We start from the raw sequence: 14,385 nt of genomic DNA, 5'->3' as shown, positions 1-14,385 counted from the left end.
CCATTGAATTTTATATTCCACAAATTAAATACGATACAGGAAGAGAGAATGAGACAATGACGAACAGATCTCTCCTCGCCGCCGTCTGTCTACTGTTGTGTCTTAGTGCCGGCCCACTCGTAACCAGTGCCGACGAGGACATGCGTCCTCCAGACGAAGATGCAGTCGTCATCGATATCGACCCCGCTGGCTCGGACACAGTGACACTGTTCTTCCAGACCGGCCCGACCTACGAACCCACCGAACGGGCGCGAGAACGTGCCGAGGACGCCGATATACCGGTGATAGATGTTCGTACGAGAGAAGTTGACGCGGTGCAGACTGTTCGGATCAACGGTAACCTGGTGGAGGGTGGTCCTCTCTACGAGACGACGATCGAGACGGATCTCGGTCGTCAGACGGGCGTTCTCCAGCGAGAGGTGACCAGCGAAACTATCCGGGGACTGACCGTCGAGGAGTCGACGGTTATCGTGGATGTGCCGACGGGTGCGACGGTACACCCGGCGTCCCAGCAGTCACACTCGTTCGGCCGGGAACGATACGGTGTCGACGGTCGGCCGTGGCTGTCCGGCGATGGGATCACCTACGGTGTCGGACCGATCGACCTCGCTCTCCTCTGTGGACTCCTCGTCGGCTCGTTTTTCGCACCCTACCTGTTCTTCCGAAGATGGGGTCGTTCGATCGCCGGCTGTGACGAGTCGCTTGCCGAGCGCGTCCACGCTGTGAGGGAAACACGAAGTATCGCGGCGTTCTATGGACCTGTGGTCCCGCTCGTGGCAGCACTATGGTTCGGTGCGTTCGCACCGATCGAGTTCTTGACCGCATCGATACTCTCAGCGAGTCCATCGGGAACGTGGTGGACAGTGACACTGTGGTTCGTCGCGTTCACACCGTTCGCCTGTGTCGCTTGGCTCGGTTCGACGCTAGCGATCACTCCGATCTATCGGAGACTGGTCGACGCTCCGTACGATCGTCGTCGCGTCCTCGTCACGTGGAGTAAGTCGACCGTCATTACCGTGGTCTGGTACTGGCTCGTCGTCGTCGTCCTGTACAGTTTCTCGTCCCGGATTGTCGAGTATCCTGCCGTCGGAGCACTGCTCGTCGGCCTGCTGCTCGTCGTCAGAGCGGGAGTAACACCAGCCCTGGTGGTGCTTGCTAACGGCATCGACTCGGTGACAGACGAAGTGGCGGCCGATATCAGAGAACTCTGTGACGACGCGGGCATCGATGTCCGTGGCGTTTATCGGCTCGAAACCGGCGACAGTCCTCAGATGAACGGACACCTCACCGGCCTCCCCGGTCTCTACTGGATCTTCGTCACCGACGACCTCTTGGAGCAGTGTGACTCGTCACAGATACGAGCGGTAGTAGCACACGAGATCGGCCACCTCCGGGGCTATCACATTCCCAAGCGGATCTTGTTCTCGGTCGGATACTGGTTCGTCGGATTCACTGCGTACTCGGTGGTACCGAGCATCTGGTTGCTGTTGACCGCCGTGGCCTTCTATCGCTTCTACGCACTGGGGTGGGTCACAACAGCCCAAGAGTACGCGGCCGACGCGTACGCAGCCTCCGCGACGAGTCCCGAGACCGTCGTCAGCATGCTGGAACGTCTCGCACAGATCAATATAATGAAACGAGATAGAGGGCGTCAAAAAGACCTCGCGAACGGACATCCGTCCATTCAGAAGCGTATCACACAGCTCCGAGACGATGCCGCAATTTCCGGAGACGACCCTGACGGAGATCCCGGAGATGCCTGACGTTTAGCTGTCCTCTCGGTCCCCGTGGGCGCGCACCCACAGCTCTCCGATCCGCGACAGGCGCGTCCGGTAGGATTTCCCGTGTTCCTCCTGCTCGATGTAGCCTTTCCCGCCCGGCCCCAGTCGGTCGACGTTGTAGATCACCTTCGAGCGAAAGCTGTCGGTGTACTCCTCGCCCATGTCGCGGGCCAGCGCCTGTGCCAGCTCCGAGACCGACTCGAACTCGCCGTGTTCGCCGAGCGTAAAGAGGATGACCTCCTCGAAGGGCTTGACGTTCGAGAAGGAGGCGACTGGGAGCTCGACGACGTGGCTGCCGTCGATCTCCTTGGCTCCGATGGTGGTCCCGCGCTCGTCGAACTCGTCCAGTAGATCTCGGGCGGAGTCGAGGCGGGCCGTGACGCGCTCACCGAGGTCCTCGTCGACCTCGTCCGGCGCGATGCCGTCGGCCTCTGCCTTCAGCTCCTCCAGCAGATCGTTCTGGCGGCGCAGCTCCTCGGCCAGCTCCGTTTCGAGGTACTTCTCGGGGACGGTGTAGTACGTGTGGATGCGGTCTCGGTCGCCCTCTCGTTCGACCATGATCGAGTGCGACGCCGTCGCGAAGGCAAAGGAGACGGTCCGGGGCATCGCAGAGATGTTGACCCACACCTCGTTGCCCTCGTCGAGCTCGGCGTTGATCAGCTCGAATGCCTGCTCGAAGGCCGCGTCGTAGTCGTACACGTCCTCGATGACGAACCGCTCGGTAGTCGCCCCCAGCAGGTTCTGGTAGTCCGTCTCCAGTTTCTCGGCGAGATGCTGGGAGTACTCGACGTTGGCCTCGCTACCGACGGCTCCCTCCAACAGAATGACGTGGTCCACGTCCAGTTGCTCGCGCACGAGCGGCGCGATGAGCCGGTCGTAGTCGAACCCGACCGGGACGATGTGGGTCTGCATACGCGGGATAACGGGCTGGTGTTTATATAAACCACCAGTCTTGCGACCGTTGTTATACACATCGACGATGTTTGTCGCCGCGCCCTCGTGGGCTTTCGTACATACGTAGGGGCTGTGGCCCTTTTACTCTACCCCTGTTTGGGGATGGATTCTGTAGTATTGAGCGTTTAGCGTCCAGTTTTCGGACTATACGACGGACGGTTGTTGCCACCAACCTGAGAGAGCAGCGTGAGTACATCGTGAGTGCAAGCGCAGGGCGACCGCTTCTCAGGGCTTGACTCTCGGAAAACAGCCCGCCTGCTGGAACAGGCGAGCGGTGGCCTTCTGAGGTGTCAGAACGCCATGTCAAAATCAGTCTTAGAGGTACTTGAGTCCGACGAACAGGTAGAGAAACAAGCGCAATGGGAAGCCTTCAGTTTCCGGCTTCTCGGAGACGGCGACGTAGAGGTAACGAATGGGTCGCACGAAGACGCCGACGAACACACCTACACCGTCCACGTCGAAGGCGGCATTCCGAGCGATTGCACCCGTCCAGCATGGGAATACCAGACCGGCGCGTGCAAACACATGGTCGCTGTGGCGATTCGAGAACCCGTCCTCGAAGCGGCCAGCAGGGAACAGCCCGTCCGCGCCGACGGGGGAACTGTGACCCTCGAAGAGTTCGGTGCCGACGACCGCGACGAAGACGGGTGCTGGTGCGACGACCACAGTATGCCCTGTTTCAACTGCTATCGGGCTGGTCGGCGCGACCTTCCGGGTGATGGGGAATGACGGACACCCCGACGTGTCCCGGTTGCGGCGCGGAACTCGACTACGGGGCGCTACTCGATACAGTGACCGGTCAGCGAGGGTATGCCTGTGGCGAGTGTAACGTCGTGTACTCGTCGCTTGAGGTGGGGCAATGACCCGACCTTCTCCGGCGGCGGCTCTCAACGGGGTACAGACCGGTAACTTCTGTGGCCGCTGTAATAAGCGCGTGAAGACAGGCGACCTCGTGCGAGCGTATGCGACTCACTACGACGCCGATGGGTGGGTAGTCAGGCGCGTGTGGTGTGACGAGTGTGGTGATAGGGCTATCAGCAACGGCACGGACGGCGCGGACGAGGTAGTCGTGGAAGCGGTGTACTGGAATCACCGGCTCGCCGGAGTCAAGACCGTTGACCGAAGTAGGCCATAGGCGTAGCAGGCATACTTTTGACAGTTGGCTCGGTAGTTTCTGGTATGCCTGAGTTTGCTTCGCTCGAATCCCAAGAGGTACGCGAGTATTGGGAACACGAGGCTCAAGAGTTCATGCCGTGGATAGCGAGTGAGATACGCGCTGAAGACGTTTCCGAGTTGGAAGATTAGTTGCCGGAACGCCCGAAGGTGCGAATCTTCCGTATATCGTTCGCACGGTCTTCGGTCGGGACACCGACTTAGCCGGGGCCGACGCCCAACTTGCCCGCCGCTTCTTCGCCGACCACCCTATGTATGGTTTTTCTGTTAAAAACATATTCCGCCGCCAATTCCCCACCCGATGTATGCACCCATCGAATGTTCAGATAAGGTCTGAAATTTTATTTTCTAACGCCTGAAAACCCTCATTAGACTGTTTAATACTCTTAGAACCAGTTATAACTACTTTACCGCTAGAAAAAAGCAGGCAAACGACGTTACTGGTATCCGACCGATATACCAGCCCTGGGAATTGTTCGGGTTCATACTCTGTATTCTCTAATCCTAATTCAATAGCTAAGGCGTTCAAATTCGTTTTTTGACCAATCTGACCAACAGCAACGACGTTTTGAACAGAAAAACCATCATCAATAGGCAAATCCACTATCCCCAAGTCATCCAAGAAGTTCAAGAAGGTTTCCCGTCTTTCTTCAAGATTATCTACTGACGAAGCACCGGTAATAATGTACTTTCCAGTCCTGTATAACGTGGTCAGGGGGCCGCCTTCATCAAACCGTAGATACAAGCCAGGATATTTATCGGGGTCATATCGCACTATCGATTTTTCCACATCGCACGCTAATGCTTCTAAGTTGACTTCTTCTCCAATTGCACCTGATCCTACCACATTAACGATTTCAACCATCTGACCATATACTACAGATCGCCATTTTTACCCACCATATCAGCTAGTTCAAGCGCTTCTTCGTCCAAATTCTCGATCTTCGACCGTAGTTCTCTTACTTCCTTGTATTTGTTTGCTACTTTTTCTTGTACCTCTTTTTCAGGTAGGGGAATCTTCACAGCCTTTAGATCAGTTTGATTAATCCCTAATGAAACACTTCCAGTCAAATGGCGTTCTATCTGCATTTTCCCAAATCGACTATTCAGATAGGCAGAAACGTAGAATGGGTCAATATCCCTCATTTCTCCTTCAGGACCCATGACCGCGTTTCGAAGTGAAAGTTTCATCACTTCAGATGAAATTATCGAATGCTTTTCTCTGTCTGTTACTACACTCAGCTTTGAACGTTAGCGTCGGCTGTTGAGTGAACGAAGAGGTGATCGATCTCCTCCATGAGGTCATCGACGCCACGATCATTGTTGTCTCGAACCCACGAGAGGAGGTTGTAAACGGCTTCTTTCAGGGAGTGCTCAAGGTTCGCTCGAAGCGATGACGCTTTCGAGCGAACCGTCCCCAAGGCGCTCGATTCGGGATCAAGACGAACGAGACTGTAGGCAGCCATCAGAAGGTGCCAGTGCCGACTGGCACCTTCGTCGGTCTGCATCTCGCAGTCTCCCAAGCCGAGATCCTGCTTCGAGTCCTCGAAGAACGTCTCGATGCGCCACCGCATCCCGTAGGAGCGAATAATGTGCTCGGTCGGTGCGTCGATCTTGTTCGTAGCGAGGTACTTGACCGGGTTCTCTTCGTCTTCTTTGTCGGTTTCTTTCTCAGCGAGGACCAGCTTCACGTCTCCCAACTGGGAGACGGGAAGCTTCTTCGTCCAGATGTGGTAGATTTCGTCCTCAACGTTACGCTCAACCGTGTCGATGCGCTCTTCCAGCGCATCGACGCGGATCACTTCTCCGCCGTAGGTCACCTGTCGATTGCTCCGGAGCGGGCCAATCCAGTCCTTGTCGTATGATTCGATGAGTTCAGGAAGGCCGGAGTCGTGGGCGAACCACGAGTCGAAGAGGTAGGTGTCCGCCGGGACACCTACCTCGTCTTCGAGTTCTGTGACGATATCGCGGGCGAGGTCGTACTTAGTGTCGTGGTCTTGGCCGTTTCCATCCTGTTTTTCGTAGAGGCGGAAAATGAGCGGATAGGCGGTTTTGTCGTCAGCGTAGAAGGCGTAGATGAGGTCTTGGCCCCAGACAGTGTCGCCTTGGGCGTGATCGTAGAAGCGACCGACGCCGGGGACGTCGTCCCCGGCTTTCTCGGTGATCGTGTCGTCGAGGATGATGTAGCCATCCTTCGACCAGCGCGTTTCACCGTGTTTTTGGAGTTCTTCGAGGCGTTCGTGGTTGAATTGCTGTTCGTCCCAGTCGTACTCGGTGAGGAACTTGTTGAGAGCGCGTTTGTCTCCAGCTGGAAGGACTTCGCGTGCGATACCTGCCACGGTCTTGTTGCTGGCCGCAACAAGACCTGTGGCGTAGGTTTTGGCGTGATAGCGTTGCGCCGGTGAGAGCGACTCGAACTCGTCGAACACACGCATACACGACAAGAAGTCCGTAATCGGCATCATCCGTCTTCGCTACCGCCTATGTCACGCTCCAACTTCAACGTTCAAAGCTGAGTTACTACAGATACCCGCCCGGTTGTTCCTTTTCTGGATACCAATATATCGCCCTTCTCAAGCCGCCTATATTCTTTTAGATCGTCTGAAGTATAAGACACACTGTTGCAGTCATCAAGATCAATCTCATTTCGTCCTACATCGCCGGCTCGAAGGTACGGGGTCCCATCCTCAACATATTCTCGCTTCCCTGTGTTACTTAACGATGAAATGTCCTTACCGTTGATCAAGGCATACTTTTCATCGGGGTCAAGAAGCTCATCAATGGTGGCAACTAGATCTACTTCTTCTAATTGATCATCAATCTCCTCGTATTTCGGATGGTAGTATTCTGGGCTAAGTCGATCTTCAAGTTCTGAATATGGGACGTAATATCCGATATCGGGTTCATCGTGAGAATGGTACTCTTCGGCGATCTGATCTAAATCAGTATCTAAGATCGCCTTTCCATTGTCGTCTAACAAAACCTCTCCGTCTTCATTTCGTTTGTAAATTGGTTCTCCTTCGTCATTCTTACCCGGCTTTTCCGATACGGCCATGAATACTTCTTCGTCTTCGTCCGACTTATCGTCCTCACTATTCTCGCTATCTTTCTTTTCAAGAACTAAGACGCAGGTCTTGTCTCCCGTATACGGTAGGAACGTGTTTTTGTGTAGCCCGACAATTGCCTTAATATTAGTATTATTTTTTATATAATCTCTAAAGTATGACTTCCCTTTTTCATCCAAGTCACCTTTTGGAAGGACAATACCCATTCGCCCGCCTGGTTCAAGATGCTTGATACAACGTTCTGTAAATAATATGTCTTTTTCTTGGGAATCTAACTGTGTACCGTTTCTTATGCTAAGATCGTAATATTTCCGCGTATTTTGGACATCAAAATCCCCCGCAAACGGTGGGTTAGTTAGAATTACATCAAATTCGTTTTCAGGTATAAGGGCTGAAATCTCACCGGGCCAATCAAAGTATCGAAGACTATCTTGAACTTGTCTTATATTTGATCGGCCATCGCCCCAGATTACCATATATGCCTTAGCGACCCTCACAAGACGCTGATCGTAATCTAACCCGAAAGCACGATTTGACGCATAGTCCCTTACCAATTCCATGACTTCTTCCAGATCATCTTCACCGCGTTTTTCAATCAGTTCATCCCGAAGTTTCCTCATAGTATAGATTAGGAAACCACCAGAACCACATGCAGGATCAAGAACGCTTTCATAACGTTGTGGATCAACAAGATTTGTTGTCATCCGCACAACCTGTCGCGGTGTGAAATACTGTCCTTTGTCTTCTTTCATCTGGTCCGGAACAAGGGCCTCAAAACCAGTACCAAGAACATCCATATCTGTTTCCATAAATTCGATATTCTGTAGAAGCCCAGCTGTTCGTGCAATATTCTCGTCGGATAGCTGTATTTTTTCATCTTCTTGAAAAATGTCATCATACTTCCGCTTCACACCGATGATCCCCTCGTCGTTGGAACCCTCAAATTGCTGTTTAATCCGACCAGCAACTTGATCTGGCTCCTCCATTGGTCCTGCTCGAAATTCAGCAACAGAATCCTCAGAATGAAGATTTTCAACTTCGTCATATATTTTAGTCAATATAAGCTTGAATAATTCATCAAACACATCAATACCGCCTTGATGTGCCAATATTTCATCTTCTGCCTGTTCAAAAATTGAAACTAAGTCCGTTGCCGGGCTAAGATCCTTCTTCAGCACCCGGGAATCCATCGATTCTAGTGTTTCACCCGCTTTCGGTATGTCGGAAATCGATTCAAATTCACGGGCTTCTGGCCGGTACGTGTGTTGAATCCCAGCCCCGTTGGTCCAAACACCTAGTGAAACACCTGAAGCTTCCATATAGCTTTCAAGCTGATCGACCCCATCGGTTCGATCTGGTTTCTTTGCTTCAACCAGGATTTTCAGATCTAACTGCCGGGAAGACTCATATACACCAATATCTGCATATTTCGTAGATGACCCCATCGTGATGGGTATTTCAATATCAATTTGGTCTTTATCATAGCCGTATTCTTTTACTAAGACGTGTTCGTACCATTGACGGGCCGGTTCTTCCGGCCCTGGATCTTTTTGTGTGTCTCCGGTGGCAAAATCAATGATATTGTCGTTGTCATCATATTCTGGTTCAAAACCAGCCATCAAAGACCGATCGACGGGCACATCGTCCATAGGTAGAAAGGAATCACGAATACTACTTAAACGTAGGTCATCTTCGCTTTAGCAAGTTGAAAACGTGAAGACGGTCAGCACTATAGGAAGCGGCTCTATCGGTCGAGAGTTGGATTTGGAAGTCCTCGTTAGCAGTCTTCAGAACCATCTTAATTTTTTCGCTCATGCGTAGCACATTGTTGATTTCACAGTGTCGCTCGAACAGCGTGTTTGAGAGCGTTTCGACCGGGTTTCCGAAACAGTTCTCGACGTAATTGAAACGTCTGAGATACTGCGTCAACTTGTCTTTCGAGACGCCTCGATGGGGCGAGAGCCACCGTCGCGTCAGCGACGCGTGGCTCTCGCAGGTGTTGACGTGAACTTCCTCATCGGCATATTCACCGTCGGCGTGGACGACGTATTCGCGGTCGAATGCGTCGTCCGCTTCGAGCGGTTCGTACGCTCGAAAGCCGTCGGTATAGACTGTGATCGACTCCTCTTTGCGGTCAGCAAGCAGGAGTCGAATCGTCGATTCGTCGGCGGCTTTCGCTGGAATCACGTACCGCTGTCCGGTCCCGCGATCAGCGATTATGAACACGGGTGGCTTGTCGCCATCGTACGAACCTCGCCCGCGTGTGGACAGGCCACGCGAGCGCGACTCCTGGTCGCGCTTGCGGCCTTTCTTCCCCGCGTTGACGTAAACTTCGTCGATTTCGACCGGTCCGACGAGATCGAGGGAAGGCGCATCGAGCGCTCTGGCGAAGCGCTCGATACGCCGGTGCATCGTCTTGTGTGTTACCTCGATTTCGCACTGTAATTGGCGGAGACTCGTATTAAACCGGAGAAACGCGTAAATCGAGAACAGCCACCGACAGAGCGCAATCTTCGAATGAGCGAAGATTGTGCCCGTCTTGTCGTTGAACGTGCGGTCGCAATTCTTACAGAGATACCGCTGAAACTCTCTGTAGCTGCCGTTTCTGACCGTCCGGTCAGAACGGCAGCGAGGACAGGTAACACCGTCACGCCAGCGAACCTGTTCCAGCAGGTCCGCTGCGACCGATTCCAACCCAAACACATCTAGCGGAATCATTCGTGTCGGGCACCGCTGACGCGGTGCCCTTGTCCTCTTCGACTCCACAGCTACCGCTCAGCAGTATCAACAATCACCTACGCAAGAGCGTTTCGAGTTTGTACCTGTAAGAGTCGATGGTCGCGTCGGCTAACTCGTTCTGACGGTCACGCAGGTAGAGGCGAACTGCCTCGTCCGGAGCGATGGGTTCGAGCGTGGTTTCGGGCATGGGTGTGAATTCCTGAAAGCGCGATAGAGGGCGCGAGCGGTGCGATCAGCCGGTCGTAGTCGAACCCGACCGGGACGATGTGGGTCTGCATGTCCACCGCTACTCGTGTCGAGGTCAAAAGAGTAGCTTCTCGCGTGTGTCGGGGCGGTCGACACTGTCGTTTGCGGGCCGCCGCGAGTAAGAGTGTGCGGTATCTGACACTCACGTTTCCGGGGTCGCCCTCCTCTGAGCGCGAAGACGCGCTGGTTCCGGGCCTCGACGTCGACCACGGGACGATCTGTACGTCTTCGTTCACTCCCGGCCGAGTGCGGAGCTGGCAGAGTTGCTCCGAATCGTCGAGCGCCACCGGCTGATCGTCGAGCTACACGACGACCTCTCGTTTGCTCCCTCGATCACGCTTCGTCCAGACGGTCCCGTCGAGATGACGCTCCGCCGTCGTGACTGATACGGATTATTGTAGCCATTTGCCGGTGATCGTCTACTCCGTGGCGACGATCACCGGTAAGCAACTACAATAAACCGTATGAGAAAGAGTGCGGCACCGACCGCCGGGGTGCAAAGCGTCACTGGCTCGTCGCGGTCAACGTCTTCGTGATCGGAACCGACTCCGTCGGCGTGTGAACGACGCGGACGGTGATCTCCTCGGCTTTCTCGATCGTACAGTCCGCATCGGGAATGCGGAACGCGATCTGATCGCTGGCCGTGTACTCCGATCCGTGGATCGCGTTCTCGTCGGGCGTGCCGTCGCTGTTGTACGACCGCTCGTCGAAGATGTCGTCGCCCTCGATGTTGGCGGGACCGATCGCCTTGCCGCCGTACCGGTCGACGGGGAGATTCACGAGCCGCCCCTTCTTGCCACAGGCGTCGGTCGCGTCGACGACGACCTCCATCTCGGGGACCGGGATCCGGTCGCCTGCGACGTGGGTGAGGCGGACGATGCCGTTGCCGTCACCCACAGTGTTCGCTTCGAGCGTGCCACTGGACTGGCCGACGACGGGTCCCGGCTTGGTCGCCTCCTCGGCGAACCCGAGCGCGAACACCGAGACGGTCGCGGCCAGGATAACGACGACTGCGACCAGCAGGACGTTCGCTACCACCGGGGAAACGGCGCGACCGGATCGAGACGACATCATGTTCGGCAATTCAGCAAAGCTAACACAAAAAATTCCGTCTCCAGTTATCGGTCGTGAGCACGAAGTAACAGAACGACTGTACTTCGTTGGCTGTCCGTCGGTGAGGCGTCCGCGACAGTGTCAGTGACAACGATCGTGGACGATCTCGCCGCTCTCGTCGGGGCCGCGACGCTCGCCGGGGACGATCGGCTCGCCGCAGTCGGCACAGGTGAGTCCGCCGTCGTCGGACGCGTCCTCGACGACGGTCTCCGTGTCCTCGCCTCGCAGTTCGTCGATGTCGACGGTGACCTCGTCGCCGGTCGTGTCGACGCCGAGCGCGTCGTTGAGCCCGCAGTACTTCGTCGTGGCGTTGAAGCCGAAGGCAAGTGCGCCGATCCCGGCGAGCAGACCGCGCAGTCGCTTGCCGTTCCGGAGCGAGCGAAGCGCTGCGACACTCAGCACGACCGCCAGTAGCGCGCGTGCGATCCGATCACGGCCGCCAACGTTGTCCGTTGAATCCATACTCGAATAGTTGGGTTCGACGCTCTTGTATCTTCACCTATGGGTCTCGGACGACCGGCAGTATCAGTCGCCGTCGACACCCGAGACGCTGTACAGGCCGGCGTCCTCGCCGGGGGACGCGCTCGTCACGAGCGAGACGCCGACGGTCAGGCCCAGTCCCAGCACCATCCCGACGACGCTGGCCGACCAGCCCCCGAGGTAGCTGCCGGGCACGAACGGGAGGAAGACGCTGGCGAGGTAGAACAGCTGCGAGCCCCCGATGCCGGCGTACATTCCCCAGCGGGTCGTCCGGGGCCAGTACAGCGCGACGATGACGGGCAGGGCCAGCTGGGCGAAGCCGCCGAACGCGGTGTCGCCGATCTGGACGAGCGTTCCCGGCGCGTAGAGGCTGGCGACGAACGAGACCGTCGCGAAGACGACGACCCCCGCGCGTGCGAGCAGCGCCTCCCGGTCGCGGTCGGAGTGAAGCGCGCAACCGACGGAGACGGCGGCCGCGAGCAGGGATCGGCGGACGCGGTTCACCAGCGACGCGCGGTCCGGCAGCGTCGGCTCCTCCTCGGCGAGGTCGGTCACCGGTCGGTAGAGGTCGCGGGTGAGATACGACGCGCCCGAGAGTAGCATCGAGTCGCTGGAGGACATCATGGCGGCCAGCGCCGCGGCGACGACGGCTGCCGTGAACCACCCGGCGGTGTACTCGTTGAGCACCGCGGGAATCACGTTGCCGTTCTCCGGAACGGTGACGCCCAGGCCGGCGGCCCACGCGCCCAGCATGAACGCGGGGACGAACAGTAGGACCACCAGTACGGGCCACAGCGCCAGCGTCCGCTTGAGCACTTTCTGGGAGCGAGCGACGAAGAAGCGCTGGTTGATCTGGGGGAACATCGTCACGCCGAAGGCGATGGAGATCGCCGTCGAGAGGACGTACTCCGGTGAGTACAGCCCGCCGCCGAGCGCGAGGAACTCGGGGTTGGTCTCGGCCAGTCGGTCCGTCGCCGCCGCCGGGCCGCCGACAGCCGAGAGGATCCAGGCGACGGCCACCCAGATGAGGCCCAGCATGACGATGCCCTGGAGCGTGTCCGTCCAGGCGACCCCGCGCATCCCCGAGACGGCGACGTAGACGATCATAAAGAGCGTGATGCCGCCGGCACCGACCCAGAACGGGACCGCGCCGTCGGTCAGTCCGACGATCGCCTGTCCGGCACCCTTCTGCTGGAGCATCACGTAGGGGAAGAGCCAGAAGAGACTGATCGCCGCCACGAGCCCGCGGAGGAGACGCGAGCCGAAGCGATCGCCCAGCATCTCCCCGAGCGTGACGTAGCCGTGGCGCTGGCCGACGAGCCACTGCTTGTACCCCAGCACGTACCAGAGGACGGCGAAGATGATCCCGTCCATCAGCCCCATCACCAGCAGCCACTCGGGTCCCTGCGCGAAGGTGAGGTTCGGGCCGCCGAAGAAGGTAAAGGCCGACAGCAGCGTCGCGAACGTCGTAAAGAGGAGGACGACCGTGCCGAAGGTCCGGCTGGCGAGGTAGTAGTCTTCCGCCGTGCGGTCGGTCAGGCGGTAGGCGACGACGCCGATGGCCGCCGCCAGTACCATGTAGCCGCCGACGATGCCTAGCTGGATCGTCGTGTCAGCCATCGCGACTCACCTCCGGCGTCTCGGTCTCGACGCCGACGCCCCAGCCGTAGCGGGTGAACGCGTAGAAGGCGACCGACGCCAGCCCCATCCAGCCGACGTGCCACCACACCCACAGCGGCAGCCCGGCGGCGACAGTGCTGTCTCGCCAGAGGAACCACGGGACCGCCAGTGCCGCCACTGCGAGCGCGGCGAGTGCCCACCCGAGCGCCTCGAAGCGACTGCGTGCCCAGTTCGAGCCGTCCCACATCGTTGTGCTGGCTTGCAACTGGACCAACATAGAGGTAACGGCTATTCGATTCGGGAAGTTGAAGAGATATTCTGTTCAATCTGCCGTCGCGGGGGCGTCGGGAGCGGCCGGCGACGGTCGGTGGTCGGGACGGGCGAGTTCGGTCGAAACGCGGCCGTAGCTATTTGAGGGCACGTCCGCAACGCCGACGCATGCAGACCGCAATCCAGCTGTACACGCTCCGCGAGATCGACGGATCGATTCTCGACGTGCTCGCCCGCGTCGGTGACGCCGGGTTCGACGGCGTCGAGTTCGCCTATCGCGTCGACGAAGCGTCCACCGCAGAGATCCGAGGGGCCCTCGAAGACGCCGGTCTCACTGCCGCCGCCGCACACGTCGGGATCGAGGCCCTCGAAGCGGACCTCGACGACGTGATCGAGACCGCGGAGGCGCTGGGCTACGAGGACATCGTCGTCCCGTGGCTCGATCCGGAACACTTCGAGACGGTCGCGGCCGTCGAGGCGACGGCCGAACGACTCTCGGAGCTGGCCAGGGCGGTCGCGGACCGCGGGCTACAGTTGCATTACCACAACCACGACCAGGAGTTCGCCGAGACCGACGAGGGCGTGGCCTTCGATCTGCTCGTCGAACGGTCCAGCGACGACCTCATGTTCGAGGTCGACGCCGGTTGGGCGCTGTACGGGGGCGCAGATCCCGTCGCTCTCCTCCACGAGTACGCCGACCGCATCTCGCTGGTCCACTTCAAAGACGTTCGCCTCGACAGCGAGGACGCCCCCCCGCTGGGCGAGGGCGACCTCGACGTCGACGCCGTCGCGACGGCCGCCCGGGAGATCGACGCCGAGTGGGCCGTCTTCGAGAACGACGAACCCGACGACCCCGTGACGGCGCTGGAAAACGGCGCGGACGTGCTCTCCGGTGCAGTCCGGTAGACGAGTCCGACCCACAGCCCGACGGGGACCGGTCGGCA

Annotated in this window: 14 protein-coding genes and 1 pseudogene; 4 read left to right on the top strand and 11 right to left on the bottom strand. The window is 57.6% G+C overall.

The window, feature by feature from the left end:
• Positions 1–140: 140 nt before the first annotated feature.
• The gene (locus HALKA_RS0109775) at positions 141–1,763 is read left to right on the top strand and encodes a M48 family metalloprotease (RefSeq protein ID WP_245545381.1); all 1,623 of its coding nucleotides are present in this window, start codon (positions 141–143) and stop codon (positions 1,761–1,763) included.
• 3 nt (positions 1,764–1,766) lie between these two features.
• On the opposite strand, the gene HALKA_RS0109770 is transcribed toward HALKA_RS0109775, so the two are convergent.
• The gene (locus HALKA_RS0109770; protein ID WP_018257812.1) at positions 1,767–2,693 is read right to left on the bottom strand and encodes an HFX_2341 family transcriptional regulator; all 927 of its coding nucleotides are present in this window, start codon (positions 2,691–2,693) and stop codon (positions 1,767–1,769) included.
• A gap of 243 nt (positions 2,694–2,936) precedes the next feature.
• Here HALKA_RS0109770 and HALKA_RS21930 point away from each other — a divergent pair, with 243 nt between their 5' ends.
• Positions 2,937–3,464, top strand: coding sequence for an SWIM zinc finger family protein (locus HALKA_RS21930; protein ID WP_245545380.1), 528 nt, complete (start codon positions 2,937–2,939; stop codon positions 3,462–3,464).
• Positions 3,465–4,230: 766 nt separating this feature from the next.
• Here HALKA_RS21930 and HALKA_RS20405 read toward each other — a convergent pair.
• The 6 genes and pseudogenes from HALKA_RS20405 to HALKA_RS22130 all read right to left on the bottom strand — a co-directional run bounded on the left by HALKA_RS20405 (position 4,231) and on the right by HALKA_RS22130 (position 9,899).
• Positions 4,231–4,773 (bottom strand): TATA-box-binding protein, encoded by a 543-nt coding sequence (locus HALKA_RS20405; protein WP_080505819.1) that lies wholly within the window; start codon positions 4,771–4,773, stop codon positions 4,231–4,233.
• Positions 4,774–4,784: 11 nt separating this feature from the next.
• Complete coding sequence (locus HALKA_RS20965) at positions 4,785–5,099, bottom strand: restriction endonuclease subunit S domain-containing protein (RefSeq protein WP_155119393.1); 315 nt, start codon at positions 5,097–5,099, stop codon at positions 4,785–4,787.
• Between the two features lie 47 nt (positions 5,100–5,146).
• A complete protein-coding gene (locus tag HALKA_RS0109755) occupies positions 5,147–6,373 on the bottom strand; it encodes an IS701 family transposase (protein ID WP_026190256.1) in 1,227 nt (408 codons plus the stop codon).
• A gap of 41 nt (positions 6,374–6,414) precedes the next feature.
• Positions 6,415–8,622: an N-6 DNA methylase gene (locus tag HALKA_RS20400; protein ID WP_080505818.1), complete on the bottom strand. Its 2,208-nt coding sequence runs from the start codon at positions 8,620–8,622 to the stop codon at positions 6,415–6,417.
• A 185-nt stretch (positions 8,623–8,807) separates the two neighbouring features.
• A pseudogene (locus tag HALKA_RS19475) lies at positions 8,808–9,691 on the bottom strand (IS1595 family transposase).
• Positions 9,692–9,764: 73 nt separating this feature from the next.
• Entirely contained in the window at positions 9,765–9,899 is a 135-nt protein-coding gene (locus HALKA_RS22130; protein WP_018257806.1) for a hypothetical protein, read from the bottom strand.
• Positions 9,900–10,221: 322 nt separating this feature from the next.
• Here HALKA_RS22130 and HALKA_RS22125 point away from each other — a divergent pair, with 322 nt between their 5' ends.
• On the top strand, positions 10,222–10,344 hold the full coding sequence (locus tag HALKA_RS22125; RefSeq protein ID WP_018257805.1) for a hypothetical protein: 123 nt from the start codon (positions 10,222–10,224) through the stop codon (positions 10,342–10,344).
• 118 nt (positions 10,345–10,462) lie between these two features.
• Here the strand turns inward: HALKA_RS22125 and HALKA_RS0109725 are convergent, their stop codons facing one another.
• The 4 genes from HALKA_RS0109725 to HALKA_RS0109710 form a co-directional block, all read right to left on the bottom strand.
• Positions 10,463–11,032: a type IV pilin domain-containing protein gene (locus tag HALKA_RS0109725; protein WP_018257804.1), complete on the bottom strand. Its 570-nt coding sequence runs from the start codon at positions 11,030–11,032 to the stop codon at positions 10,463–10,465.
• Between the two features lie 120 nt (positions 11,033–11,152).
• Positions 11,153–11,533 carry a YgaP family membrane protein gene (locus HALKA_RS0109720; RefSeq protein ID WP_018257803.1) on the bottom strand — a complete coding sequence of 127 codons (381 nt, stop codon included), beginning with the start codon at positions 11,531–11,533 and terminating at the stop codon, positions 11,153–11,155.
• 63 nt (positions 11,534–11,596) lie between these two features.
• A complete protein-coding gene (locus HALKA_RS0109715) occupies positions 11,597–13,171 on the bottom strand; it encodes a sodium:solute symporter family protein (RefSeq protein ID WP_018257802.1) in 1,575 nt (524 codons plus the stop codon).
• On the bottom strand, positions 13,164–13,436 hold the full coding sequence (locus tag HALKA_RS0109710) for a DUF3311 domain-containing protein (protein ID WP_394324984.1): 273 nt from the start codon (positions 13,434–13,436) through the stop codon (positions 13,164–13,166). The genes HALKA_RS0109715 and HALKA_RS0109710 overlap by 8 nt, the downstream gene beginning before the upstream one ends.
• 173 nt (positions 13,437–13,609) lie before the next feature.
• Here HALKA_RS0109710 and HALKA_RS0109705 point away from each other — a divergent pair, with 173 nt between their 5' ends.
• Positions 13,610–14,347, top strand: a complete 738-nt coding sequence (locus tag HALKA_RS0109705) for a sugar phosphate isomerase/epimerase family protein (protein WP_018257800.1) — start codon at positions 13,610–13,612, stop codon at positions 14,345–14,347.
• Positions 14,348–14,385: the final 38 nt, after the last annotated feature.

Origin of the sequence: Halomicrobium katesii DSM 19301 (assembly GCF_000379085.1) — an archaeon.
Classification (GTDB): Archaea; Halobacteriota; Halobacteria; order Halobacteriales; family Haloarculaceae; genus Halomicrobium; species Halomicrobium katesii.
The sequence above is the reverse complement of the archived record's forward strand: the minus strand, read 5'-3'. Positions and strand labels throughout refer to the sequence as shown.